This window comes from Paraburkholderia steynii, assembly GCF_900100565.1.
Classification (GTDB): Bacteria; Pseudomonadota; Gammaproteobacteria; order Burkholderiales; family Burkholderiaceae; genus Paraburkholderia; species Paraburkholderia terrae.
Window position 1 is genome coordinate 36,601 of the sequence record NZ_FNDI01000009.1, and the last position, 24,467, is coordinate 61,067.

24 protein-coding genes are annotated in these 24,467 nt (G+C 58.8%); 7 read left to right on the forward strand and 17 right to left on the reverse strand.

The window, feature by feature from the left end:
- Positions 1-10: 10 nt before the first annotated feature.
- The 4 genes from BLT65_RS17585 to acuR form a co-directional block, all read right to left on the reverse strand.
- Positions 11-913 carry an enoyl-CoA hydratase-related protein gene (locus BLT65_RS17585; RefSeq protein WP_244186513.1) on the reverse strand — a complete coding sequence of 301 codons (903 nt, stop codon included), beginning with the start codon at positions 911-913 and terminating at the stop codon, positions 11-13.
- Positions 914-943: 30 nt separating this feature from the next.
- On the reverse strand, positions 944-2,200 hold the full coding sequence (locus BLT65_RS17590) for a CaiB/BaiF CoA transferase family protein (RefSeq protein ID WP_091779838.1): 1,257 nt from the start codon (positions 2,198-2,200) through the stop codon (positions 944-946).
- Between the two features lie 23 nt (positions 2,201-2,223).
- Positions 2,224-3,888 (reverse strand): GMC family oxidoreductase, encoded by a 1,665-nt coding sequence (locus BLT65_RS17595; protein WP_091779483.1) that lies wholly within the window; start codon positions 3,886-3,888, stop codon positions 2,224-2,226.
- A 108-nt stretch (positions 3,889-3,996) separates the two neighbouring features.
- A complete protein-coding gene (gene acuR / locus BLT65_RS17600; protein ID WP_042305190.1) occupies positions 3,997-4,626 on the reverse strand; it encodes an acrylate utilization transcriptional regulator AcuR in 630 nt (209 codons plus the stop codon).
- 462 nt (positions 4,627-5,088) lie between these two features.
- Here acuR and BLT65_RS17605 point away from each other — a divergent pair, with 462 nt between their 5' ends.
- The gene (locus BLT65_RS17605) at positions 5,089-5,397 is read left to right on the forward strand and encodes a DUF4148 domain-containing protein (RefSeq protein WP_042305191.1); all 309 of its coding nucleotides are present in this window, start codon (positions 5,089-5,091) and stop codon (positions 5,395-5,397) included.
- Positions 5,398-5,555: 158 nt separating this feature from the next.
- Here BLT65_RS17605 and BLT65_RS17610 read toward each other — a convergent pair whose 3' ends face one another.
- From BLT65_RS17610 to BLT65_RS17625, 4 genes are all read right to left on the reverse strand, one after another.
- Complete coding sequence (locus tag BLT65_RS17610; RefSeq protein ID WP_091779484.1) at positions 5,556-6,701, reverse strand: porin; 1,146 nt, start codon at positions 6,699-6,701, stop codon at positions 5,556-5,558.
- A gap of 468 nt (positions 6,702-7,169) precedes the next feature.
- A complete protein-coding gene (locus tag BLT65_RS17615) occupies positions 7,170-7,916 on the reverse strand; it encodes an SDR family NAD(P)-dependent oxidoreductase (RefSeq protein ID WP_091779486.1) in 747 nt (248 codons plus the stop codon).
- Between the two features lie 4 nt (positions 7,917-7,920).
- The gene (locus BLT65_RS17620; protein WP_091779487.1) at positions 7,921-8,283 is read right to left on the reverse strand and encodes a cupin domain-containing protein; all 363 of its coding nucleotides are present in this window, start codon (positions 8,281-8,283) and stop codon (positions 7,921-7,923) included.
- A 14-nt stretch (positions 8,284-8,297) separates the two neighbouring features.
- On the reverse strand, positions 8,298-8,681 hold the full coding sequence (locus BLT65_RS17625; protein ID WP_091779488.1) for an MmgE/PrpD family protein: 384 nt from the start codon (positions 8,679-8,681) through the stop codon (positions 8,298-8,300).
- A gap of 256 nt (positions 8,682-8,937) precedes the next feature.
- Between BLT65_RS17625 and BLT65_RS17630 the strand changes: the two genes are divergently transcribed.
- Positions 8,938-9,282, forward strand: a complete 345-nt coding sequence (locus tag BLT65_RS17630) for a BON domain-containing protein (protein ID WP_091779490.1) — start codon at positions 8,938-8,940, stop codon at positions 9,280-9,282.
- A 53-nt stretch (positions 9,283-9,335) separates the two neighbouring features.
- Here the strand turns inward: BLT65_RS17630 and cysS are convergent, their stop codons facing one another.
- On the reverse strand, positions 9,336-10,742 hold the full coding sequence (cysS, locus tag BLT65_RS17635; RefSeq protein WP_091779491.1) for a cysteine--tRNA ligase: 1,407 nt from the start codon (positions 10,740-10,742) through the stop codon (positions 9,336-9,338).
- Positions 10,743-11,414: 672 nt separating this feature from the next.
- Between cysS and BLT65_RS17640 the strand changes: the two genes are divergently transcribed.
- The 3 genes from BLT65_RS17640 to BLT65_RS17650 all read left to right on the forward strand — a co-directional run bounded on the left by BLT65_RS17640 (position 11,415) and on the right by BLT65_RS17650 (position 13,968).
- The gene (locus BLT65_RS17640) at positions 11,415-12,131 is read left to right on the forward strand and encodes a transposase (protein ID WP_091779492.1); all 717 of its coding nucleotides are present in this window, start codon (positions 11,415-11,417) and stop codon (positions 12,129-12,131) included.
- A gap of 291 nt (positions 12,132-12,422) precedes the next feature.
- Positions 12,423-13,115, forward strand: a complete 693-nt coding sequence (locus tag BLT65_RS17645; RefSeq protein WP_091779494.1) for a phosphatase PAP2 family protein — start codon at positions 12,423-12,425, stop codon at positions 13,113-13,115.
- A 403-nt stretch (positions 13,116-13,518) separates the two neighbouring features.
- Positions 13,519-13,968, forward strand: coding sequence for an ester cyclase (locus BLT65_RS17650; protein WP_091779495.1), 450 nt, complete (start codon positions 13,519-13,521; stop codon positions 13,966-13,968).
- Between the two features lie 168 nt (positions 13,969-14,136).
- Here BLT65_RS17650 and BLT65_RS17655 read toward each other — a convergent pair whose 3' ends face one another.
- Positions 14,137-14,625 carry a cache domain-containing protein gene (locus BLT65_RS17655; RefSeq protein WP_042305353.1) on the reverse strand — a complete coding sequence of 163 codons (489 nt, stop codon included), beginning with the start codon at positions 14,623-14,625 and terminating at the stop codon, positions 14,137-14,139.
- A gap of 414 nt (positions 14,626-15,039) precedes the next feature.
- The gene (locus tag BLT65_RS17660; RefSeq protein WP_091779496.1) at positions 15,040-15,894 is read right to left on the reverse strand and encodes an SDR family NAD(P)-dependent oxidoreductase; all 855 of its coding nucleotides are present in this window, start codon (positions 15,892-15,894) and stop codon (positions 15,040-15,042) included.
- A 332-nt stretch (positions 15,895-16,226) separates the two neighbouring features.
- Here BLT65_RS17660 and BLT65_RS17665 point away from each other — a divergent pair, with 332 nt between their 5' ends.
- A complete protein-coding gene (locus tag BLT65_RS17665) occupies positions 16,227-16,808 on the forward strand; it encodes a DNA-3-methyladenine glycosylase (protein WP_244186514.1) in 582 nt (193 codons plus the stop codon).
- A 56-nt stretch (positions 16,809-16,864) separates the two neighbouring features.
- Here BLT65_RS17665 and BLT65_RS17670 read toward each other — a convergent pair whose 3' ends face one another.
- Positions 16,865-17,785: a LysR family transcriptional regulator gene (locus BLT65_RS17670; RefSeq protein WP_042305202.1), complete on the reverse strand. Its 921-nt coding sequence runs from the start codon at positions 17,783-17,785 to the stop codon at positions 16,865-16,867.
- A 141-nt stretch (positions 17,786-17,926) separates the two neighbouring features.
- On the opposite strand from BLT65_RS17670, the gene BLT65_RS17675 reads away from it, so the two are divergent.
- Positions 17,927-19,147, forward strand: coding sequence for an MFS transporter (locus tag BLT65_RS17675; RefSeq protein ID WP_091779499.1), 1,221 nt, complete (start codon positions 17,927-17,929; stop codon positions 19,145-19,147).
- A gap of 24 nt (positions 19,148-19,171) precedes the next feature.
- Here BLT65_RS17675 and BLT65_RS17680 read toward each other — a convergent pair whose 3' ends face one another.
- The 5 genes from BLT65_RS17680 to BLT65_RS17700 all read right to left on the reverse strand — a co-directional run bounded on the left by BLT65_RS17680 (position 19,172) and on the right by BLT65_RS17700 (position 24,461).
- Positions 19,172-20,182, reverse strand: coding sequence for a GlxA family transcriptional regulator (locus tag BLT65_RS17680; protein WP_091779500.1), 1,011 nt, complete (start codon positions 20,180-20,182; stop codon positions 19,172-19,174).
- Positions 20,183-20,424: 242 nt separating this feature from the next.
- Positions 20,425-20,808 carry a nuclear transport factor 2 family protein gene (locus BLT65_RS17685; protein WP_042305205.1) on the reverse strand — a complete coding sequence of 128 codons (384 nt, stop codon included), beginning with the start codon at positions 20,806-20,808 and terminating at the stop codon, positions 20,425-20,427.
- Between the two features lie 304 nt (positions 20,809-21,112).
- Entirely contained in the window at positions 21,113-22,528 is a 1,416-nt protein-coding gene (locus tag BLT65_RS17690; RefSeq protein ID WP_208545778.1) for a purine-cytosine permease family protein, read from the reverse strand.
- A gap of 93 nt (positions 22,529-22,621) precedes the next feature.
- Positions 22,622-23,791, reverse strand: a complete 1,170-nt coding sequence (argE, locus tag BLT65_RS17695; protein WP_091779503.1) for an acetylornithine deacetylase — start codon at positions 23,789-23,791, stop codon at positions 22,622-22,624.
- Positions 23,784-24,461, reverse strand: a complete 678-nt coding sequence (locus tag BLT65_RS17700; RefSeq protein ID WP_091779505.1) for a DUF1028 domain-containing protein — start codon at positions 24,459-24,461, stop codon at positions 23,784-23,786. The genes argE and BLT65_RS17700 overlap by 8 nt, the downstream gene beginning before the upstream one ends.
- Positions 24,462-24,467 lie beyond the last annotated feature (6 nt).

Consider the following 24,467-nt stretch of genomic DNA (forward strand, 5'->3'; position numbering starts at 1 on the left):
TAGTCGAACGCTATCGATGGCGGAAGACGGGAGCGCGCTTGGCGAGAAATGCAAACATGCCTTCCTTTTGCCCTTCGGTGGCAAACGCAGCGTGAAAGAGTCGGCGCTCGTGCAGCACACCTTCATTCAGAGGCGTCTCGAACGCCCGATTGACCGCCTCTTTCGCAAGCCGCACCGCAGGCAGGTTGTACCCAGCGATGGTATGCGCCGCCTCCAGCGCGGTTTGCAGTAACTCGGTTGACGGAACCACGCGCGCCACGAGGCCGGCTGCGTATGCCTCGTCGGCACGCAAGTTTCTGCCGGTGAGAATCAGGTCCATTGCCAGCGACTTGCCCACGGCGCGGGCCAAACGCTGAGAACCGCCAATGCCGGGCAAGATCCCGAGCTTGATCTCCGGTTGCCCGAATTGGGCATCATCGGCCGCGATGATAAAGTCGCATGCCATCGCCAGCTCGCATCCGCCGCCCAGCGCATAGCCGCCAACCGCCGCAATGATCGGTTTCGAGATCGTTCGAATGCGGTCCCATTCGGCGAAAAGGTCGTTCGCGTGCCATTCGGCGAAGGTCTTCCCAGCCATTTCCTCGATGTCGGCACCTGCCGCAAACGCACGCGCATTGCCCGTGATGACGATCGCGCCAATTCCTTCGACTTTGTCAAATGCGCTCAACGCTGCGAGCACTTCGCGCGACATCTGCACGTTGAGCGCATTCAACTGCTTTGGACGATATAGCGTGATGAGTCCAACGCGCTCTCTTCGATCGATCTTGATGGTTTCGTACGTATCGCTATCCGATGTGCCTCTACCGGCATCTGCATTCACGCCCACAGCAGCGGGTCCGGTACTCGTTTCGATCACTTGCATTTTGCCTTGCCTAGCGGATGCGTCACGTACTGCGGGAACTTCGGTCGACATAGTTTCACCTGTCAGTTCAAGTTTGCGGTGTCATGCTGCGAAATTTGCCGAGCGCTTCAGTTCACTGTCATCTGATTGCGAATCAGCCTGCGACGCGTAGGCGCCCGACGAAGCCATCAATTCGGCCAGAATCGCCTCCCGGTGCTCGTCCACCGCCGGCGCTCTCCTGACCACCGTTACATCCTCATCGGGCGAAGTACTCATCTTGATTGGGTTGCCGGCCGTCTTTACCTTCCGCTCCGACTCGCCCTGAACATGAATGAACATGTTGCGCGAGAGCAGTTGGGGGTGTTCGATGACCTTGTCGATCGTGTTGATCGGTCCACATGGCACGCCAGCCTCGTTCAGCTTGTCGAGCCAGACGCTGACGGGTGCGGTGCGGGTGATACGCTCGATCGCCTCGATCATCGCGGGCCGGTTCTGGACGCGAAGGTCGTTGGTGAGGAATCGCGGGTCGAGTGCCACTTCCGGCACGCCGAAAGCATCCGCCATCAACAGAAAGAGCTGGTCGTTGCCCGCAGCAATGATGAATCGATCATCCCGTGCCGCGAAACTTTCGAATGGCGCCAGCGACGGATGCGCGTCACCGAACCGGGATGGCACCTTGCCTTCCACGTCGAACCGGGCAAACGCGGTTTCCATCAACGCGGCCTGGCAATCGAGCATCGAGATATCCACGTGTGTGCCCTGCGCATCCCGCGAGCGCTTGTAAAGCCCTGCGAGAATGCCGATCGCGGCAAACAGCGCGGCACCGAGATCGCCCAGCGCCGTGCCGACACGTGCGGGCTGCGAGCCGGGCCAACCTGTCAGGCTCATGACACCGCCCATCGCCTGCACCACCGTGTCATAGCCAGGCAAATCCTTGTACGGCCCGGTATGGCCGAAGCCCGAAATCGACGCATAGACGATATGCGGGTGCGTTCTTGCCAGCTGCTCCGCGCCGTAGCCAAGCCGGTCCATCACGCCGGGCCGAAAGTTTTCGACCACGACGTCGGCGTGATCCAGCAACCGGTCGAGCAGTTCGCGGTCACGTGGAGATTTGAAATCAAGCGCGATACTTTCCTTTCCGCGGTTGAAGCACATGAAGTACGCCGACTCGCCGTCGACGAACGGACCGAACGCACGCGTGTCGTCTCCCGTACCCACACGTTCGATCTTGATGACGCGCGCGCCCAGATCGGCAAGCATCATCGCGCAATAGGGACCCGACAGCACACGCGAGAAATCGATAACGGTGATTCCTTCAAGGGGCAAACGCTTCTTTACCCCAGTCTTGTTCTCAGGCACAAGCACCTCCTGGTTGCGTTGAATCAAATGCCTTTCTGAATCCAGGCCGAAGCCTTTTCGGCGATCATCATCGTGGGGCAACTCGTGTTGCCGCTGGTGATCGTCGGCATCACGCTTGCGTCCACCACCCGCAATCCGGCTACGCCGCGCACACGAAGATGGCTGTCGACCACGACACTCGGATCTGCGAGATTGCCCATCTTCACGGTACCGACGGGGTGGAAAATCGTGGTAGCAATCTCTCGCGCCAGGTTTTCGAGTTCCTCGTCCGACTGATATTGCGGACCCGGCTTGTACTCTTGCGGCTTGTACGCCGCAAGGGCGGACTGGCTTGCGATGCGTCGCGTCAGGCGAAGGCTATCCACAGCGACTTTTCGGTCTTCCTCGGTACTGAGATAGTTCGGGGCTATAGCGGGCGCATCTTCGAAATTGCCGCTCCTGATTTGAACCGTCCCCCTGCTTGTCGGGTTCAGGTTCGCAACACTGGCCGTGAACGCCGGGAACGTGTGCAGCGGTTGACCGAACGCGTCGAGGCTCAACGGTTGCACGTGATACTCGAGATTCGCGTGCCTCCTTGACGGATCGCTACGTGCAAAGGCTCCCAACTGCGACGGCGCCATGCTCATCGGGCCCGTGCGATGCAGCGCATATTCAAGGCCGATCTTCGCCTTGCCGAGCATGCTCGACGCAAGCACATTCAGCGTCTCGCAATTTTCAACCTTGTACACCGCGCGAATCTGCAGATGGTCCTGCAAATTCGCGCCAACGCCCGGTGTGTTTTGAATGATGTCAATGCCGTGCTTCTTCAGGTGAGACGCGAGTCCAATACCCGAGTGCTGCAGAATATGGGGCGATCCGATCGCGCCCGCGCTCAATACCACTTCGCGTGCCGCATTCACCGAAACAAGCTCGCCATCGCGAACAATCTCCGCGCCCGTGCAGCGCAGCCCGCCGCTTTCGTCACGCACGATCGTGAGTTTCTTCACGCGGGCGTTCGTCCACGTCGTGAGGTTTGACCGGTGTTTGATCGGACGCAGAAATGCCTTAGAGGTGTTCCATCGCCAGCCGTTTTTTTGCGTGACGTCGAAGTAGCCGACGCCGAAGTTGTCGCCGGTATTGAAGTCGTCGATGAACGGAATGCCCGCCTGCGCCGCCGCTTTGCTGAACGCATCCAGGATATCCCATTTAAGGCGCTGCTTTTCGACGCGCCACTCGCCACCGCTCGCATGCACTTTTTCAATGGTGGCCGTATTGCCGTTGAGCAGACCGCGCTGTTCGGGGTCGAGCTTGTAAAAGTCTTCATGCGCCATGAAGTCCTTCAGCGAGTTATCCCAGGTCCATTCGGGATTCCCCGTCAATTCGGCCCAGTGGTCGTAATCACGCGCCTGGCCACGCATGTAGATCATGCCGTTGATACTCGAACAGCCTCCCAGCGTTTTGCCACGCGGATAGAGTATCTGCCGCCCATTGAGTCCCTTGTCCGGCTCAGTGCGGAATTGCCAGTCCGTACGCGGATTGCCGATGCAGTAGAGGTAACCGACGGGAATGTGAATCCACATGTAATCGTCGGCACCGCCTGCTTCGACCAGGAGAACATTTCTGGTCTTGTCGGCGCTCAGTCGATTTGCCAGCAGACTCCCGGCAGACCCAGCCCCGATAACAACATAGTCAAATGTCTTGCTTTCCATCTCGCGACCACCATCGAAAACGTTTAGCTATACGAACTACGCTCAACCACCATCGACGCTGACGACATAATTAGACCGATCGCCTATAAAAAGGCAAAAAAATTTGGCTTACTTCAGTGAGGCGAAAAAACCGTTCGCGAACGTGCGCAGTGCCGCAGGGTTACCGTCGAGTTTCGCCCTGAGCACAGCCCCTTCCCAACCAATCCAGAAAAATGCGGCTACGCTCGCACAATCGGTTTTGCGCGGGATCTCGCCGGCCGCTCGGGCTTCGAGCAGGCATCGCGCCGTTCGCGCTTCCCAGTCTATGAATACCTCACGCAGACGCTCGCGATAGCCTTCGGGCAGCACGCCCATCTCTTGTCCAAGATTGCCGACCAGACATCCCCGTTTGAAGCGATAACGCCGCATGCCCGCCTCAGCGTCCATGACGAAGTCGTGCAACCGTTCAAGCGGCGACCTTCTTTCATTCGTCAGAATGCGGTCCAGTTTCTTCGCGAAGTACGCCGCATATCGGTCGATCAGTTCCAGCCCGAACGCTTCCTTGCTGGCAAAGAAATGATAGAACGAGCCCTTCGGCACATCGGCATTACGCAGGATCTCTTCGATACCGGTGGACGAAAAGCCTTTTTCCGTCAGCACGGCGACGCCGGCCCGCAGCAGCGACTCGCGGGTCTCGCTATAGCCTGCAAGCTCCTTTGGGGGGCGCCCTCGGCGGCGTGGAATGGTCGGCGTGTTCATGTAGCGGATATTAGACCGATCGTCTCCGAAATTCAAGCGCACAGATGAAAACAGTGGCGGCGTCGATGGTACGAACGGTCATGCTTGATTCGTTGCGCACGCTGCATGAGGCATGTTGGCCGCTCGATCCGCCGGCACTGTCGAACCGTCGTCCAGCCGCCGGCCAGGCCGTCGCCTCTTTGCCGGCACAACAGTTTTGCCCGTCGGGAATAAATCGCCAATGTGTACGGTATTGCCTCGTACGTCCACGGCGTTGCGGGCCTTCGCCCACTGGGCGAGAGGTGCCTGTCCATGCGAAACATGAGCATCGTCGGCACATTCGACAGACGCGCGCGCACAGGCCCAACAACAATGCTTTCCAGTTATCCACCTTAATCTTGCGCCGGTGGATACCTACACTGCATTCACCGGTTCGCAAACGGGATCGTTTGAAGACCGAACCAAATACTGGAGGTAACTATCATGAAGTCTCTCATCCAAGCCGTTGTTATTGCCGCTGCCCTCGCTGCCCCCGTAGCCGCATTCGCCCAGTCGAACCAGCCCATCACCCGTGCGCAGGTACGCGCCGAACTCGTTCAACTCGAAAAGGCTGGCTATCATCCTGGCGATGGTGACAACACCAGCTATCCGGAAGAGATTCAGGCAGCCGAGGCGAAGATCGCTGCGCAGAACAATGCGACAGGTATCGGTGGCGTCACGAGCGGATCGTCTGGCGCGGGTCACGCGGGCGTCTCGAAGGCCGACTGGGACGCGATGTACAACCGTCCGTAACATGCACGCGACCTGATATGAAAACGGGCCTACGGTCGTTGCCGAATCCGATAGCAGGCCCGAGTCGTTCTACAACACCTCCGCCGTCGCGTTCCCTGTCGACGGCTTCGCACAGACCTCACAGGTCTGTGCCTCTTTTTTGATTCGCCGAGACCCAATCAGAACCGTGCGCGCATGCCCACGGTGCCGGCAACCTGATTGGCCGTCGACGACGCGCCACCCGAGTTGTTGATAAATGCCACATAGCCGTGGCCAGTTGTGTGCTGGTACATCGCTTCAGCGTAGACGTCCGTGCGCTTCGAAAACGAATAGACCGCCTGTAGATTTACCTGATTCCATTTCGGATCCGCGCCGAAAGTCGTGGTTTGTGAAACGTGTCCGTCCGTGTACGTGTACGACGCGCCAAGAGCGAGCGCGTGCGTGATCGCATATTTCACGTTTAGATCGTAGTTGTCGAAGCGAAGCGTGCCATTGTTGGACCCAAACGATTGTGTGCCCTGGAACTGGCTATGAGAGTAGGCGAACCCGACAACGGCTGGACCATAGCTATAGTTGATGGCCGCCGCCGCGGTGCGTTGTACTTCCGCTCCAAGCTGGAACCCGCCGGTCCCATTTGCAGCCGATTCGGCTGTGTCGATAGCGCCCGCGGTCGCGGTAGTCGAGTTCGATCCATTTAACTGCAGGTAGGCCGCCGCAACATTCAACGGCCCGCGGCTGTAGATTGCTCCTACGCTGTAAGCACGATTGTTTGCAAAGTTCTGGTTGTTCGAGAAAGCGTACAGGCCGCCAAACCTGAAACCGTGGTAGTCGGTGCTGGTGTATTTGAGAGCGTTGTTGATTCGGAAAGAGTGATCGAAGTTGTCGTTGTCGAACGGGTGAGCAAACCCGGTGTCGCCTAAGGTTCCCGATACACCGGACAATGGCGCGACGAAGTCCGTCAGGAAGTCGTATTGACGCCCCAATGTCAACGTGCCGAACACGTCGCTCCTGATACCCACGAAAGCCTGTCTGCCAAAAAACCGGCTGTTTTGCGCGAGCTTACCGTTCTGCACGTTGAAGCCATTTTCCAGAACGAAGATTGCGTGCAGACCGCCGCCAAGGTCTTCAGATCCGCGAAGGCCAAACCGGCTTCCGTTTATTTCGCCGCTGGTCGCCTGGAACAGTGAACCATGCGATGTGCCCTTCACCACGTTGTTTGTGTACATGAGCCCTGCGTCGATGAGACCGTAGAGCGTCACGGAGCTCTGTGCGTGCGCAGCAGTCGATGCAGCCACCGAGATTGCGACAACAGCGATTCGTTTCATTTGACACCTCTTGCTTGAAAGAAATCGACCTCGTCTAGTGAATAATCGTCAATAGCGTGTGGTATTCAAATCCTCGGAAAGTACCTTTCTGGCTGCTCGTCGAGACGCGAGTAATTGTCTATGTGAAAGCAGATTGTCAATTAACATATTTATGTTTTTATGCAGCCGAAATACCGGATTTTTCCCGTCGATTTATGAATGGCCGCCGCGCGAGCATAATGGAAAGGACCGGCAGCGGATTGCGTCGACAAACGCAAGCCACACCGAAGTCCCGTCACTTCATCTTGATAACGTCAGATGATTCATCCAGAACGAGAATTATCGGGATGAAAATACACGGATGAATCACATAAGAGCGCAAACGCGGCTAAGCGTCGATTGCACTTTTGTATTGATGGTCATACTTTGGTTTGGTTGATTTTTCGTTTTGAGCCAGAAGCACACTTACAAAGTTTTGCGTGAGCACCATCAAAACGGGCTGATCCCTGACATCCCCCCGTCTACTGCCAGATCGGCGCCCGTCATATACCGCGATGCATCCGACGCGAGAAAGAGGATGGCCGCAGCAATTTCATCGGGCCTGGCAGGCCGCTTCATCGGAATGACATTCGACCATTGCAGCAGTTGCGCGTTGGATATTCCCAATGTGTCGAAGATCGGTGTATCCGCAACCCCGGGTGAAATGCTGTTGACGCGTATGTCGTGCTCGACGAACTCGGCGGCAAAGCTCTTGGCGAGCGAAACTACCGCTGCTTTAGACGCACAATACGCGGAGAAATGCTTCGTGCCCTGATTGGCCGCAAGCGACGCAACAAGGATGATCGATGCAGGCCGGGCGAGAAACGGCAGCGACGCGCGTACAGTCGCGTAGACTGCGCCAACATTGACGTTGAGCACATCGGAGAATTGCTCCCATGACGTCTCGCGCACGGGTGTTTGCCGGGAAATGCCGGCATTCGCGACCACCACGTTTACATCACATTGAAAATGGCCAACTGCGCTCTCGTATAGCCTTTGCATGTCTTTCGGGCTTGCGGCGTCTGCGACGACAGCCCAAGCGTTCTCGCCGAGCTTCTTCGCAGCCTGGGCCAGTTTGTCCGCATTACGCCCGCTGATCACCACGCGCGCGCCCTCGGATACGAATCGTTCGGCGGTTGCGAAGCCAATGCCGCTGCTGCCGCCCGTCACCACAGCCAAAGCACGCTTGAGTAGCATTGCCTTATCCTCGCAAATTGACGACTAATGCGCGGCCTGCCTGGATCGCGCGTGTCGTATGGCCTTTACCGTGCAAATCACCGGCAATGAAAACGGCGCCCGCCGCGAAGCGTTGCGCAGTGTCATTGCTCCCCACAACAATTTCAAGCTCCCCTGCGAGCACAACCACATATTGCCTGGACGGTGGATTGTGCCAACCGAGGAAATAGTCACTGTTGAACTCATGCAGGAGTACGCTCTCGCACGCTTGCGGCGAAGACAGCGACACGGTAATGCCCTTGAATGACACTGGGCTGACCTCAAAAGCCTCGATGTGCCTGAATAGAGAGTGTCCGTCGCCGCTGGTGTATATCTCGATGCATTCCATCATTTCTCCTTTTGCTAGAAAGCGAACGCACGTGGATGACCGGGCAATGCGCGCAACGACTCGCTATGGATTGAGCCGGGAAGAAATATGTCATCCAACTCCGTGCTGTGCGCGGCCATGTCGTTGACCAGTGCGGCCCAGGCCGCGTGTGCCGGGGCGGGCCGGCCGAGCAGCGTTGCGCCACCCCGGATCGGCCGTGCGGCAGCCAGCATGCGAACTGGTGGGCTCGAATCCAGAGTCGAACCGTGCAGCGCAATGGGAATGGAGTCAATGAAGAAGTGCTTGGCGCGCTCGACCACGACGGGCGGCAGCGCGGCATATTCGAGGCCGGCGCGGAAACGGCCGAATGTCTGCGCCACGGTTGACCGCTCGCGGGGGGCGTGCGTTGGCGTGACCATGAAGCATTACCTCCCAGTACCGCCTGGCGCGGGCTATTCGGGACATAGTAACGAGTCGCTGTTGCATTATAGCTAGTGCATGCTGGCCGAACTGAGCAAAACACTCGCTCGCCGCATGAACAGACCTGGCCGGGTCGGCTCAGTCAAAGTCCGCCACTCTGCACTATCATGATGGACTCAGGAGGCCCCACACGTGTACCTGCGAAGCCAACCCGCACGACCCTCGTCGTGTACCAATCAGGCTGTCATAGCCGACATGCGAAACGCGCGATACAGCAAAGGCCGGTTGCTGATCGTCACGGCGTTCGCGTTGTCCGCGTCCGTGTTCATCAGCGCCTGTCAGTCGGCGGCGACGCCGGCCGTGACCGCACCGGGGCAGATCGCCACTGACGACGCTGCGCTCGCCGCCCGGGTGAAGCAGGCGCTCGTCGCGGACTCGGGGCTGAGATCGTTGCCGATCAGCGTCGCGACGTATCGAGGCGTCGTGCAGTTGTCCGGCTACGTGGATTCGGAAGTACAGATTCAGAAAGCGCTTGCTGTGACGCGCGGCGTGCCGGGGGCACAATCCGTGAGCAACGATCTGCACCTCCGGTCGCAATGATGCGACTTTGCCGGAAAACACGAGCCCCCGTGCTCTCACCGCCAATGCAGTGATTAACCGCCCCCAACATGTGTCTGGTCCGTAGCGATTCCGACCAGGCGTTGACCTTCTTCGCTGTCCTCGACTCTCCAGCCTCGCGCGACTAATGCTGCCCGTATGTGATCGGCTCTTTCCCAATCCCTCCCAGATCTGGCTCGCTCGCGTTCGTTGAGTAACACGCGAACGTCTTCCGGAATATCAGATATGACAGGTTTCCATTCGTGCAAACCGAGACCGAGCACAGTATCAAAGCTGTCCACGGTTGCTTTCAGAGTCGCGGGTGGCAGCTTGCTCCTCGTGAGTTCCCAAAGTACGGCAAGCGCCCTCGGCAGATTCAGGTCGTCGTTCACCTCAGCTTCGAAGCGGGCGGCGAATTCCGGATGGACGCGACCTGCGTCCGGCCACGTCGAATAGAGATGGCGCAGCCGGTTCAATGCCGTCTGCGCGCCATCGAGAGACGCCCAGTTGAAGCGCAGATTGCTTCGGTAATGGGCTGTCAGGCACAGATAACGGTAGGCGAGCGGATCAATGCTTCGACTTTGCAAGGTCTGAAGACGAATGAAATCCCCGCTCGACTTTGACATCTTCGTGTTCGTATCGAGCGTCAGAAAGTGTCCGTGCAGCCAGAAATTCGCAAGCCGCGTGCCGTATGCCGCTTCTGTCTGCGCAATCTCGTTGTTGTGATGCACGGCGATATGGTCCTCGCCGCCGCAATGGATATCAAACCACGTGCCGAGGTATTTAGCGGACATGGCCGAGCATTCGATATGCCAACCGGGAAAGCCGCGACCCCATGGGCTCTCCCATTCCATCTGCCGCCTGACGTCGGGCGGACTGAATTTCCACAACGCAAAGTCTGTGGCGTTCTTCTTCGCGCCGAGCGCGACCCGCTTCCCCGCATGCAAACCTGCGCGGTCTAGCCGCGCGAGATAGCCGTAATCATCCTGCTTACTGGTGTCGAAGTAGAGACCGTCGCCCGTCCGATACACGTAGCCAGTTCGTTCGAGCTCGCCAATGAACGCGATCTGTTCGGTGATGTGATCGGTCGCACGGCACCACACCGTTGGCTCCAGCAGGTGGAGGGCGTGCCAGTCCGCGATGAAGGCGTCGGTGTAGCGTCGAGCAACGGCCCACGCTGATTGCCCCGTTCGCTGGCTGCCTTTCTCCATCTTGTCTTCGCCTTCGTCTGCATCAGAAGTCAGATGGCCGACGTCAGTGATATTGACGACGTGCCGGACCTCGAAACCGTTACGCATCAGTACGCGGCGCAGGATGTCCTCGAACACGTAGGTTCTGAGATTACCGATATGCGCATAGTCATAGACGGTGGGCCCGCAGCAATACATGCCGACCCGACCGGCGTGGATTGGCGCGAACGGGCGCATGGTACGCGACCAGGTGTCATACAGCGCAAGCGGCATCGCGTCCCTCCATCCCCGCGGTACAGGGGCCAAAAAACAGAAAGGCCGCCGGTTTTGCAACGGGCGGCCAGAAGGCGTTCGCTTCAACGTGTAGCTTGATTGCTAGACGCAGCTTCCCCCCGGCACGTTCTGACAACATGCACGGATCAGAGAAGCGAGGAGCTTGGCGTGACTAGACATGTCGAGAATCGTAACGTCTGTTGGCTACCCAGGTCAATACCGTCGAAATGACCGCTTTCGGTGACGACTTGCGAACGACCGATCATTGCCACCACGGGAGTTCATGTCGTGGAAGGGTTGCGGATTTGAGGCGATTGCAATCCTTCGGATACCTACCGATTAAATTCGAGAGTCACTTTTACTGGCCTTCGCCGGTTCAGGTGAGATGCGAATGGAGATCGGGGGCCGTTTCGACCGCTGTACGGTCGTGCTGCAGATGTATTAGTGCCAGATGGCGCGCTTGCAATGGAGATGTATAACGCTCCGCCGCTATTCAGCGGTGGCATAAAAGAGTTGCTGGCTGCGATCGGCAAATCAACGAAAAGAGGCCAGAAAAAAGGCCTATTCGCGATGTAACCGCACGCACGTGACCGATAGAATTTCGCTACATACCGTCACGCGCCCGATACCTGTCGGATCGCTTTCTCACATCGGATTTCCGGTTAATTCAGCATGACACGGCTTGCACGGCACTACGTCCCAGAACAACCGCAGCACGTTATCTTGCAGGGGCTCACGGGGCCCGCATTCCTGGACGAAGGAGACTACCTGTACTTCCTCGCCTGCCTGGCGGACGCAGCGCGCGTCGCCGATCTGGCAGTCCATGCGTGGGTGCTCATGCCTGATGCGGTACAGTTCCTAGTCACGCCTTCATACGAATCGAGCGTGGCCATGGCGATGCAGGCGGTAGGCCGTCGCTACATCGAGACCTTCAACCGCCGCCATGGACGCCGCGGTACTGTGTGGCGTGGCGGTTACTGTGCGACAGTGATTGAGCCCGACCGGTATTTTCTGTTCGCGAGCCAGGTCATCGATCATGCGCCGGTGCGACACGGCCTCGTGGCAGAGCCGGGAAAGTACCAGTGGTCGAGCTACACGCATCACATCGGGCTGCGTGTCGATAGCTTCATCAAGGACCATCCGCTCTACCGGGCGCTCGGCAATACGCCGTTCGAACGCCACGAGGCTTACCGCGATTTGAGCGCGCAGACCCTTGACGAACTCGAGGTCAATAACCTGATGGAGTCGACGCTCAAGGGCTGGGTGCTCGGCAGCGCCGCGTATTGCGAGTGGGCGGCGCAGACAGCCAACCGGCGTTTGATGCCCTTGCTGCTGCGCGACCGGCCGCCCACGGTTCGCACGGCACGCCGCCTCGCGAACGTGGGCTAATGTAAAGAAGAATCTCCTCATCCATTCGAAGGACGAGATCGTCGGCGGATTCTCGGCCGAAGTTCGAATGGGTGACCAAAGGACAGTGGACGGGATTTCCGCTATGGCTATCGACGCGGTATTCATCGGCATACGCCGCCCGCCGAGGATACTCGCGCAGTAAGCCGTCAGTGAAGGCTGGCGATGAAAATGCGCAGTAAAAATTGTCAGGAAAAGTAAGCACTAAAAATGCGGCGCATTCAGTGGGCTATGCTAACGCCGATGCGACTAGCTTCAGTTTCTTACTAAATAATGAATAGCTTCGATTCGTCTATCGAAACATACCTGTCCAACATACACTTTGATCCATTCACGATCCGAACGATAGAAGCCATCGCGGATCTTTACACCTTCAAAGGCCTCGTACTCATTCCCGTGCTGTGGTGGATGTGGTTTCAGCAGGACGAGCGCCGCGAATGGCGGCGAGAAATGGTTCTCGCGACGCTGCTCAGTGGGCTCGTGGCGCTCTTCGTCGGAAGACTGCTGACCCACTGGCTGCCGTTCAGAGTGCGCCCCATCTATAGCGCCGAACTGCATCTGCACTTTGCAGGTAGCAATATCAAGGACGCACTGCTGACGAGTTGGAGTTCCTTCCCAAGCGATCACGCGATGCTATGGATGGCGATTGCCACCGGCATCTTCCTCGTGTGGCGCGGCATCGGTGTACTGGCGATTCTCTATACCGTGCTGTTCATTTGCGTTCCGCGCGCCTATCTTGGCTTTCACTACCCAACCGATTTGCTGATGGGCGCCGCTGTGGGAATCGCAATTACCTATGTCATGACGCGGGATGCGATTCGCGTGCGCTATGCGACTCCGGCGCTGCGATGGATCGAACTCCGCCCGGGACCTTCAGCGATGCTGGCCTTTATTCTGTGCATCGAACTCGTTACGCAGTTCGACGAACTCCGCAAGCTGGCGAGCGGTGTGATCCAAAATCTATGAAGCACGCGTTGCGGTGCGGCGCTGGAAGCGTGTCGACCGCAAGATACATGTGATTCGAGCGCACCCTTCTTCGTCCAACAACCTCGTCTACGGTGCGATCGTGTGGACACGATATGGCAACGACTCGGCGCGAGCACCCCGATTCTTGCTGTCTGATTGCTGCGAACACAAAGTGACGCGTAACGCGATCTGCTATGCCGCTTGTCGTCCTCGCAGACTCCGGCGTAATCCACCTCAGCCGAAACAACACGCGTGATGACCCGCGTCACCATAAGCCGCGCGTCGGTTTCAACGAGTATTGCAGCAAGAAACGGGGGGCAGCCGACTGCCTACGCCGATATCGTTCAGGCAGAGGGAAGCGATTGCGTTTCTCTCCCCCAACTTCAGTCAATGAGGAATCACCATGTCAAAGGAAGATGACAACAAAGCCGTCGTGGGCCGCTGGTTCGCCGATTTTTGGGGCAAGACATGCAATCTCGACATCGTCGATGAACTTGCCGCGCCCGACATGCTTCTTCAATACTCACTGCACGAACCGCGGCGTGGCCACGAGGACATCAAGGCATTCATGACCGATTTCCGCGAAGCGTTCCCGGACCTCAACTTCTGGGGCGCCGCCGATCTCATCGCCGAGGGAGACTATGTAGTTGGCCGCTGGGAGGGTGGCGGCACACATACCGGTCCGGCATTCAGCGATTTCCTCATCGGATCGTTGCCTGCTGCGACCGGTCGGAAAATGCACTTCACCGGCACAACTGTGCTTCGGCTCAAAGACGGCAAGATAGTTGAAGAAATCGGGCTGGACGACGGCGTGACCGCGCTGCAACAACTTGGACTCATCAACGCAGCGTGATCGAAGGCGCAGCGCTTCCGCTGTCTTCAAGCAACGCTTTGCACATCAACACCACAACGACAACGGGCCGGGCGCGTCCCGGCCTGTTCCGTGGGCATGACGCTAAACGTGAAGGTCAGTCTTGAGGCAACAGCGACACATTGAAGGTCAACCAAGGCGAGCCAAAACCTACTCAGAATAGAATCCCGAACCCACCAGGCCTGGAACTCCGTCGATCTTGACTGCCTTCACATAGGTCCATTTATGCGATGGCTGACTCTGCCCCGGTCTCAGGAACATGTAGTCAACCCAGCCCGATCCCTTTGTTTCAACTGTCTGGATCATGGCGTCATGAAACGGCTTGCCGTTGGTATCTTTCTGACCGCTGACGTTGGTCCCCTCACGGGCTGGGAAGGCCGGATTCAACAATACATTTTCCTTCAAATCGTAAACGAACAGATAGGTGTCGCCGTGGAACCACTCGCTGCCTTTGATTCTGAACTCGGAAAACGCGACCTTGCCTTTACTTCCGATCAACGCCGCGGCTTTGTCGACCAGCGCTTCGGTTTGCTTTGCTGTCTCGGACGTCGGTGGAGATGACTGAGGAAATGCAGGCGACGCGGGACCGAATAATCCAGCCAGTAGCAATATGCTGGTAACGAGAGCTTTACCGTTCATAGCAGTATCTCCAGCGGCTGAGTTCAGCGCTGCTCTGTACATCGGTCGCTCTTCCCGGCCTGAAATGGTGATGTTGGATCTGTGCGGCCTCCGCGCGTGACCGCATTGCGGTAGCGCCTGGCGCCACGCTCGACGAGCACCCCACAAGAGCGGATTGTGGAAGTGAAGCGCCTTCTGTATGCAAAAGGCTAGCGCACGGACCGCAGCCTGGCCAGAATCGTTTTCCCGCATCAGCGGACGGTCGCGAATGGCGGAAACCGGCCGATTGCACCAGTTCGACCAACGTTTTACGTAGCAGGCGTTGGACTCTTCAATTACAGGTTCCAGGCGGTTTAAACCCCGCGCATGACAACCCGGCAGCCACGAGCGCGAAAAAGACGGGCGAACAGGTACGGCGCGCGCAAGCCGCTCCGACTAGCGAGACTGTTCGATAAACGCTTCGAACGCCGCCGCGTAATCCGGATGCCAACGAGACAAGGCAGGCCTGTTTTCTACGATATCCCCTATGGCCCATAACATGCGGCGCTCGTCGAGCGAGCGCGGCACGTCGTTATCCGGACACAGGATGTAGAAGTCGCCAGCGCTGAGGCGCTCAAGCATGAACTCGACGGTCTGCTCAGGTGTCCATGCGCCAGCGGGCTTTTCCGTCCGGCCTTTGCGGGTCAACTCCGTGAACACGAAGCCGGGAATGAGCAAATGTGCGCTTACGTTGCACCCGGCGGTGTTACGGAGTTCGTGTTGGAGCGCCTCCGTGAACGCCTTCAATCCGGCTTTCGACACGTTATACGCCGGGTCCCCAGGCGGTGTCGTAATGCCTTGCTTTGAACCCGTATTGATGACAAGCCCTGGTCGACCGCGCTTGATCATGTCCGGTACGAAAACCTGCGTGCCGTGGATTGGACCGCACAAATTCACGCCCAGCACGCGCGTCCAGTTCTCGGCGGGACTGAACATAGAGCTGCCCGGTTGAACGCCGGCGTTGTTCATCAAGACGTCGGTGCCGCCAAATCGTTCGACCACGGCTGAGTGCAGACGGCGGACATCGTCAATAGCACTGACATCGGTTTCGAGTCCAAAGACGTCCTGCGCGCCGCTCGCGCTCAACCTGGCGATTTCTTCCACGGCATGCGCAATTCGATCGGCATCGCGGTCTGCAATGCAGATACGAAGTCCAAGCCCGGCAAACCGCTTTGCCGCAGCCAGGCCGATACCGGACGCGCCACCAGTGATGACGGCAACGGCTCCCTTGGCCAGAGCAGGATGAGACATTTGTCGAGTTCCTTGATGAGTGCCGGGGTGCTTGCGCAACTGCTGCAACTATCCCGATGCGCTTAGATAGAATGGAACGAGAGTAGCACCATTTACTACGCCATAACCCGTGCCACGCATTCGTGCAATCGAAGCACATCATATCGGGCGAGACTATTGAGCAACGCGAAACCTGTCTTTTCCGTTCACGTCTTCAAACATGAGTCGCGATAGTGAATACTCCCGTCGATGCGATGCCGCATTCAACGGGCAAGCTGTGACATGAGCAAGCTGTCTTTACCGCAAACCTATCGGAATGGCTGCATACGTTTGCAGCAGAATCGTTACCCACCGTGACCTCTTCCTCCAAAATCGAACCAATCGATTTTTCAGCGCCCGCAGCGCTGGTAGCACAGCGGCTGATCGGCGCGATCTTGACGGTGGACGGCGTAGGCGGCCGTATCGTCGAGACGGAGGCGTACGATCCCGAGGAACCCGCGTCGCATGCTTTCTGCGGGCCAACGGCGCGCAACACCACACTTTTCGGGCCGCCCGCACATACCTACGTGTACCGCTCGTACGGCATTCATTGGTGCCTCAATTTCGTATGTCGAGAAGAAGGTCACGGCGCCGGGGTACTGATCCGCGCGATCGAACCGTTGACCGGTCTGGACGCGATGCGCCAGCGGCGCGGGCTCGAACCGATCCGCCTGCTCTGTTCTGGACCGGGCCGCGTTGGACAGGCACTTGGTATCACACACCGGCACAACGGCATGTCATTGCTTGAAGCGCCTTTTCACGTCGAAGCGCCGCAACAACCGGCGTCGATCGTGACGGGGCCACGCATCGGCATTACCAAGGCAGTCGCGTTGCCCTGGCGTTTCGGCCTCGCCGCGTCGAAGTTCTGGAGCAAGCCGTTTCCAAAGCACACTTGAGTGCTCAATCGCGCTTCATGGCTATGCGCGCGTCACAACTGTCCTATCGACAGCAATCATTTTGTCGTGGCGTCTTCGAGTATGCGCGAGGTACGGGTCCGTAGACGTGGCCCCACGAAGTCGAGAAAAGCGCGCAACTTGAGCGGCAGAGGCGTCTGTCCTTTATGCACGAGACTGATGGGCAACGGCGCCGACTCGAACTTGTCGAGCACGACGCTCAATGCGTTGTCACGAATCGCGTCCGCGACCTGATAAGACAACACACGTACCAGTCCAACACCGAGCATCGCGGCTGCAATCGCCGCTTCCGCCGTGTTGACTGCAAGCCGTGAATGAACGGGCACAGACACTTCTGACTTGCCGGACCCAAACACCCAGGCACGCGTGGATGCCAGCACCTCGAAGGTAATGCACTCGTGCGCCGCGAGATCGCGCGGCTTGACAGGCTCACCATGCGTTGCCAGATACGCGGGACTCGCGCAGACGACCCGGCGCACAGTTCCCACTCTCGTCGCCATGAGCGTGCTATCGGGCAGTTCTCCAATGCGGATGGCGACGTCTGCTTGCTCCTCCATCAGATGCACGACGCGATCCGTGAGCACGAGGCTCACGTCGATTTCCGGATAGTGTGCGAGAAATTCCGCAACCACGGGCACGACGTGCAAGCGCCCGAACACGACGGGCGCCGTGACCACGAGTTCGCCCTTGGGGGACGCGTATTCCCCCGTCGCCGCGCGCTCGGCTTCTGCAATCTCATCGAGGATGCGCCGGCACGCTGCCACATACGAGGCGCCCGCTTCCGTCAATGAAAGCTGCCGCGTCGTGCGTTGGATAAGACGCGTCTTCAGATGCGATTCCAGTTCTCCCACCTTGCGACTCACCGTTGCCAACGGCATGCCGAGGCGCCGCGCGGCGGCCGACAAGCTGCCCGAGTCGACGACAGCGACAAGGATGGACATGGAATCAAGCCGATTCATCGGATGGCCCTATCAAAAAATGGAAGGATGATTCCCGATGTTGGGAGATTCTCTTTATAAATGCAAGCGCATAACCTTCTGGCTGTGGGCCACGGCACCTTGCCGCACATGCCCTGAAGATCGAAATAAAAGGAGAGTGCCGTGAACGGCCTGCCAGATACATCCAAAAATCCCCAGCCCCACGCAGCCGCGTCACGCGCGAAGATCGTCATGATGGCCGTTATCGCCGGCGCGGTGATCACCAACATCTACTGCACGCAGCCAATCCTGCCGTTGATCGCTTCCGGCCTGCAGGTCGACCTGACCACCGTCGATCTGGTCGCCGGCGCGGCGCTGCTGGGCTTTGCAACTGGCCTCGCCTTGCTGTTACCGCTGGGCGATCGCTTCGACCGGCGCAAGCTCGTGCTCGCGCAAATCGCGCTCGCCTTCGTCTTTGCGCTGAGTTCCGCGCTTTCACCCGGCATCTGGCCGCTGATTGGCGCGTCTTTCGGTCTTGGCATCGTCAGTTGCGTGCCCCAGCAGCTGGTACCCTTCGCTGCCGTCATGTCATTGCCGAGTGAACGCGGGCGTTCCGTCGGCACGGTCGTCAGCGGCATCATGGTCGGCATCCTGCTGGGCCGTACGATCAGCGGCGTGATCGGCGCGGCCTACGGTTGGCGCGCGGTGTACGGCGTAGAAGCGCTGTTCATGATCCCGGTCTGGATCGCTGCCGCGTCGCTGCTCCCGCGCGGCGTGCCTTCCACCGATCTTTCCTACGGGCGCCTGCTCGCTTCACTCTGGCCACTGGTTCGGGACAATCGCCCGATTCGTGAATCGATGATTGTCCAGGCGCTGCTGTGGGCCTGCTTCAACGCGTTCTGGGTCAATCTGGCGGCGCTTCTGGCAAATGGACCGCAGCATCTTGGCAGCGCGTGGGCTGGCGGCTTTGGAATCATCGGTGCGACGGGCGCTCTAGCCGCTTCACTCGGAGGCCGCGCGACAGATCGACTCGGCTCGCGGGCTGTCATTGCGGCCAGCATAGGCATCGTAACGCTCGCCTATCTGCTGCTCGCCGGCGCGGAGTCCTCGCTGACGTTCCTGATCATCGGGGTCATCGTGCTCGATATCGGTGTGCAATCGGGTCTCGTGTCCAACCAGACGCGCGCCTTTGCCGTCGATCCCAAGGCGCAGGGCCGCATCAACAGTCTCTACATGACGGCTACTTTCTCCGGCGGCGCCATCGGCGTCATGATCAGCGGCTGGCTGATGACCCGCTTCGGCTGGACGGGCGTCGTGATCTTCGGCATTGCATTGGGGCTCGTTGCTTCTGCATATCACTGGCTTGGTGGCAGCCGACGCATGCGAAGTGCGGCCCAATCGTGACTTCGATCATGCGATAAGTGCGCGTTACGCAGTGGCCTCAAGGTCGACGGATTGATCCGCCCGATCTATACGTCGCGGCATGCCATACACGCTCTGGACACCCCGCATTTGCTGTCGGCATTGCATAGGTGTCACGTTGATACGCCTGAGGAAGACCATTCGCATATGCGTGGCATTGTGGAAACCGCATTTGAATGCGATGGTCTTCAGAGGATCGTCCGTCCCACCTAGTATCTTTCTCGCCGCGTCGACACGAAGTTCTTCGACAAATGCGGATGGCGTCATCTGCGCATGTTTGGCAAACAGCCTCGAGAAATTTCTTCTGCTAACCGCGACGGCGCTGGCAAGCTCTTCGATCGACAGTTCATCGGCAATATGATCGGTGACGTATCGCTGTACCTTCTCGATGAGCGTGTTCTTGCCCGCGGCGGGATCGATATAAGGTCTGCCCTCATGATCCATGTCCATGCCAAGACGCGTCGCGATCCGTGCAGCGAATGCATGGCCCCAGTCGTCTGCGACCTGAGATAGACAAAGATGCCAGCCCGCCGTCGCACCGGCGGATGAGACCAGGTTGCCATCGCGTATCAGGACCTTGTCGGGACGAATTCGAGCCAGCGGGAACTCCCGGGCCAAAGAACTGGCGTCCGCCCAACTGACGGTGACTTCCCTGCCATTGAGCACACCTGCGTGCCCCAATAGAAACGCCCCATTGCAGATCGAGCCGATTCGCTTCGACTGGAAAGCGCGATCGCGCAGCCAGTCGAGGAAGTCGCGTTTCGGGCGAGAGTTCGACAAGTGCGGTCTACCCGTTACCAGCAAAACATCGACCGATGTTTGAAACGCTGTGTAGTCGAACGGGACGGAGAGCTGCATCGAATTCGAGCAGGCTATATGGCCCGCGCGCTCACCTACTAACGAAACCTGATACTGACAGGCTGCCCGCAGACATTGATTCGCTTCGGAAAAGACATCGAGTGCGCCGGCAATATCCAGCGCATGCACACCGTCAAGCACGACAATAGCGATTTTCATTTTCCGGATCCGCACGTGTGCGACTGGAACGACATTATCTTGCGCGTGACTACCCGGATCGACATGATCGCAATCACGTTCGACCTTGTTGTCAAAGGTAGTTGCATAGCCTACAGATAACCACCCTACTATTGTTTGAAACCGTCACTGCAATAGGATGGACGGCTCATACTTCCGTATAGTCAGGGTGGTATGCGCGCTGAAGAAGGCTTGGCGAGCGGGTGCTTTCCAGAGAGCTATCGTCACCCGATCCGCTGAACCCATTGACTGCGCCAGTCTGGTGCGTCGAAAGGGTCCGCAAAGTACTGGGTCTCGTGCATGACCTTAGTGTCATGGAACTTCATGATGCTCACGACATATGTCGCGCGGTCCGTGTAATTGATCGTGTATTCCGTGATCCAGAGATCGCCGCTTCCCTGAATTCGCCTGACATCGAAACCGGAAGGCTGGCCGGGATGATGACCGCGCAACGCCTGCAAATTGATTCGTCCGACAATACGTTCACCTGACTGCGGGTAATCGCAGACGGCATCGTCGTGATAGATATCATGTTCCAGGTCGAGATCCCCTTCCGCCGACGCTCGCCAGTGCGTATTCAGGACTTCACGAATCTGTTCCTCTTTCATTCGCCACCTCCGGCATCAGGATGTGAACTCGGGCTTTTGTAATCTCGGTCGCAAGCAATGCGTGTGCGGGTGTTGCCAGTGCGAACCCGGCGACCAATGTCAGCAGCATAGGCCCAAATGCCCGCAGGCGCGCCATTAAGCGTCACGCATACGGTAGGACAAGCTCCGATCCCGACTCATCGATGGCCTTCTCCCACGTGCTGTGTTTTTTTCACGTCAGCCATTTGTTGTGGCACGTCCGGATGTTCGGAGCCCCGCGATACGCGGGGCTCCTTGTTTACTGTCGTTTCAGATCGAGATTCGCCTAACGAACCGACGCCCGCATCCCTGCATTCAGGCGGCGCCGATACGTGGTATTCCGCGTTGCCAGCCAGTAGTAAAGCGGCGACGTCAGAACGAGGCCGATCACCCATGAAAGATCCGCGCCATCCAGATAGCCCGGGACGGGGCCGGCATACATCGGTGTGTTCATGAACGGAATCTGCACGGCAATACCCACTGCGTACGCAATGAGCGCTTGCGGATTGAAGCGCCCGTAAATGCCGCCGTCCGCCTCAAAGATCGAATCGATGTCGTACTTGCCTTTATGGATGACATAGAAATCGATCAGATTGATTGCCGTCCACGGCACGAGCACGACGAGCAGCGCAAGCACGAGATCGACCAGATTGCCCACGAAGTTCGTCGAAGCCCCGAGCGCCGCATAGCAGCACGCAGCAAGAATGACGAACGAGAACACCGCGCGCGTTTTGGCCGTCGGAATCCAGCGGTACTCAAAGGTCTGCACCGACGTGATCGCCGCGAGCACCGCGCCGTAGAGATTCAACGCGTTATGACTGATGACGCTGAGCAGGAAAAGCACCAGCATCGGCAAGCCGAGCGGTCCCGTCGCCTGCTTGACGGCATCCATTGCATCGACGCCGGGCGGCACCGCCAGCACGGCAACGGCGCCGAACACGAACGCGAGCGTCGAGCCGATCGTACAGCCCAGATACGTTGCCCAGAACGTCGACGCGACACTGACATTCTCAGGCAGGTAGCGCGAATAGTCGGACACGTAAGGCGCAAACGCGATTTGCCAGAGCGCCGACAGCGAAACCGTCGCAAGCCAGCCGGCGATATTGAAACCGCCGCGCGTCAGAAAGTCCGCCGTCGAAACGTGCGTCAGGATGTACCAGAAACCAACAAAGATGCCGATGCCGAGCACCCACGTCCCGATCCGGTTCAGTATGTGTATGAAGCGATAACCGACGATGCCAATCAGCCCCGAGCCCAACGCACCGACGATGATGCCCACCGGTACGGGAACACTCGATTCGATTCCGTGCAGCGATTTCCCGGCCAGCACGATGTTGGAAGCGAAGAAGCCCACATACATCACGCCCGCGATGACCGTGACGAGCAGCGCGCCCCATGATCCAAACTGGGCCCGGCTCTGGATCATCTGCGGAATGCCCATCTGAGGGCCTTGCGCCGAATGCAGCGCCATCAGCACGCCGCCTACAGCCTGTCCCACGACGATCGCGACGATGCCCCAGAACAAATTCAGATGGAAAAGCTGGACGCCGAGCGCGCCCGTCACGATAGGCAACGGCGCGATATTGCCGCCGAACCAGAGCGTGAACAGATCGCGCACCTTACCGTGACGATCCTCGCGTGGCACATAGCCAATCGTGTGTTTTTCGATCAATTGGGAAGCTTTGCTGTCCGTGGTGGCCAAGATGCTGTCTCCTGTCTCGCGCAGCTGCGCTGCGCTATTCAGCGGCTCAGGCGTGGCCCGAGCGCGCTCGTTGCTTGCATTCATCCGTTTGAATCACGCGCCGGATCGGGTCGAGAGGTGATACGCCAGTCGCGTCAACATCGCATCGCACGCTTCGAGTTGTTCGACTGTGACGAATTCGTCCGGCTTGTGTCCCTGGTCCATGCTGCCCGGTCCGCAGACCACGGCGGGTATGCCCGCCTGATTGAAGAGTCCGCCTTCGGTGCCGAATGCCACCGTGCCGAACTCGCGGGAGCCACACAGCAGTGCGAGTAGCTGCGCTGCGTCGCTGTCGGGCGGCGTCGCGAGACCGGGATAGGCCGAGAGCGACTCGAGGCGAATATCGGTTTCGGCATTCACCGCGCGCATCTTCGGCAATAGCTGGGTCTGCGCGTAAGTCTGCAATTCGTCGGCCACGTGTGTTGCGTCGTAGCCAGGCAGCGCCCGCACTTCGAAATCGAACTCACATTCGGCCGGCACGATGTTGAGCGCGCGCCCGCCTTTGATGACACCCGTCTGCACCGTCGAGTACGGCGGATCGAAGCGTTCGTCGTGCTGTTCAGGCAAAGACAACTTCTCGCCGATCTCGTCGAGACGGTTGATCAGACGCGCCGCGTACTGAATCGCGTTGACACCGTAAGGCGCGTACGCCGAATGGCAAGGCGCGCCCTTTACCTGGCAGCGCATCGCCAGCTTGCCTTTGTGACCCAGCACCGGCTTCAATTCCGTCGGTTCGCCGATCAGGCACAACGCAGGCTTGTGCGCGCGCTTTGCGAGTTCCGCGAGCATCGGCCGCACGCCTAGACATCCCACTTCTTCGTCATAAGAGAACGCGAGATGCACGGGCACTCTCAGATCGCGCGCGAGAAACGCAGGCACCGCTGCCAATACCGATGCGATGAAGCCCTTCATATCCGCCGTGCCGCGTCCGTACAGGCGCCCGTCTTGTTCGCTCAGACGGAACGGCTCGACCGTCCACGGCTGGCCGTCGACGGGCACCACGTCGGTGTGGCCGGATAGCACGATGCCGCCGCCAGCATCAGGGCCGATCGTCGCGAACAGATTCGCCTTCGTGCGCTCTGCGTTATAGAACAGCTCGCTATGAACACCGAGATCGCCGAGGTAGTGCCGGATGAAATCGATCATCTCCAGATTGGAGTTCCGGCTGACGGTGGGAAATCCGATCAGCCGTTCGAGCAGCGCGCGGCTCGAGTTGTCACTCATCGCCCGGTACTCCATAACTCGGCGCGGCCGTTGGATTGAGCGCGCGGGTCACGTAATCCTGCATTTGCGGCTTGTACGCTTGCCAGAGGCCGTCGAGCTTGCCGATGGGATCGTCATCGGCCCAGTCGATGCGCAAATCCACGATCGGCCAGCTCTGATCGCCGACGATCTTCAGCGCCGCCGAATGCACAGGGCCCGCTTCGCCGCCCGCATTGATAGCGGCATGCATCGCAGCAAGCAGCCGATCGGCAAGCGCGCCTTCTGCATTCGCGAACGCAGGCGCCATCGCCTCGATCACGTCGATGCCCGCAAGCATGTTGCCCGCCGCGACGCATTGCTCGCCCGCCACCGCGTGATACGTGCCCAGCGCTTCCTTGCCGCTGAAAAACGCGGTGCGTCCGCTGGCGTCGATCACCGTGACCTGTCGATACTCGCTCCAGTCGTTCGCACCGAGCGCACGGTCCAGCGCCGCGGCAGGTTCGAGTAGCGTGTGCTCCAGCAGATCGAGAATCTGCGGGCCGAGCGCGGGCAGCGTCACGTTCTGCGTCGCCACTGCGCCCACGCCTGCGCGCAGCCACGGGCATCGCGCGCCCACTGCGATGCTCGAAGAACTGATCGCGATGCCGAGTTGCCCCGTTTCCGCACAACGTCCGACGATAGAAAAAGTCATGTCGTG

Coding starts and splice junctions, on each gene's coding strand:
- BLT65_RS17585 (WP_244186513.1), bottom strand. CDS start 913: ATGTCGACCGAAGTTCCCGCAGTACGTGACGCATCCGCTAGGCAAGGC.
- BLT65_RS17595 (WP_091779483.1), bottom strand. CDS start 3,888: ATGGAAAGCAAGACATTTGACTATGTTGTTATCGGGGCTGGGTCTGCC.
- acuR (WP_042305190.1), bottom strand. CDS start 4,626: ATGAACACGCCGACCATTCCACGCCGCCGAGGGCGCCCCCCAAAGGAG.
- BLT65_RS17605 (WP_042305191.1), top strand. CDS start 5,089: ATGAAGTCTCTCATCCAAGCCGTTGTTATTGCCGCTGCCCTCGCTGCC.
- BLT65_RS17610 (WP_091779484.1), bottom strand. CDS start 6,701: ATGAAACGAATCGCTGTTGTCGCAATCTCGGTGGCTGCATCGACTGCT.
- BLT65_RS17615 (WP_091779486.1), bottom strand. CDS start 7,916: ATGCTACTCAAGCGTGCTTTGGCTGTGGTGACGGGCGGCAGCAGCGGC.
- BLT65_RS17620 (WP_091779487.1), bottom strand. CDS start 8,283: ATGGAATGCATCGAGATATACACCAGCGGCGACGGACACTCTCTATTC.
- BLT65_RS17625 (WP_091779488.1), bottom strand. CDS start 8,681: ATGGTCACGCCAACGCACGCCCCCCGCGAGCGGTCAACCGTGGCGCAG.
- BLT65_RS17630 (WP_091779490.1), top strand. CDS start 8,938: ATGCGAAACGCGCGATACAGCAAAGGCCGGTTGCTGATCGTCACGGCG.
- cysS (WP_091779491.1), bottom strand. CDS start 10,742: ATGCCGCTTGCGCTGTATGACACCTGGTCGCGTACCATGCGCCCGTTC.
- BLT65_RS17640 (WP_091779492.1), top strand. CDS start 11,415: ATGACACGGCTTGCACGGCACTACGTCCCAGAACAACCGCAGCACGTT.
- BLT65_RS17645 (WP_091779494.1), top strand. CDS start 12,423: ATGAATAGCTTCGATTCGTCTATCGAAACATACCTGTCCAACATACAC.
- BLT65_RS17650 (WP_091779495.1), top strand. CDS start 13,519: ATGTCAAAGGAAGATGACAACAAAGCCGTCGTGGGCCGCTGGTTCGCC.
- BLT65_RS17655 (WP_042305353.1), bottom strand. CDS start 14,625: ATGAACGGTAAAGCTCTCGTTACCAGCATATTGCTACTGGCTGGATTA.
- BLT65_RS17660 (WP_091779496.1), bottom strand. CDS start 15,894: ATGTCTCATCCTGCTCTGGCCAAGGGAGCCGTTGCCGTCATCACTGGT.
- BLT65_RS17670 (WP_042305202.1), bottom strand. CDS start 17,785: ATGAATCGGCTTGATTCCATGTCCATCCTTGTCGCTGTCGTCGACTCG.
- BLT65_RS17680 (WP_091779500.1), bottom strand. CDS start 20,182: ATGAAAATCGCTATTGTCGTGCTTGACGGTGTGCATGCGCTGGATATT.
- BLT65_RS17685 (WP_042305205.1), bottom strand. CDS start 20,808: ATGAAAGAGGAACAGATTCGTGAAGTCCTGAATACGCACTGGCGAGCG.
- argE (WP_091779503.1), bottom strand. CDS start 23,791: ATGAGTGACAACTCGAGCCGCGCGCTGCTCGAACGGCTGATCGGATTT.
- BLT65_RS17700 (WP_091779505.1), bottom strand. CDS start 24,461: ATGACTTTTTCTATCGTCGGACGTTGTGCGGAAACGGGGCAACTCGGC.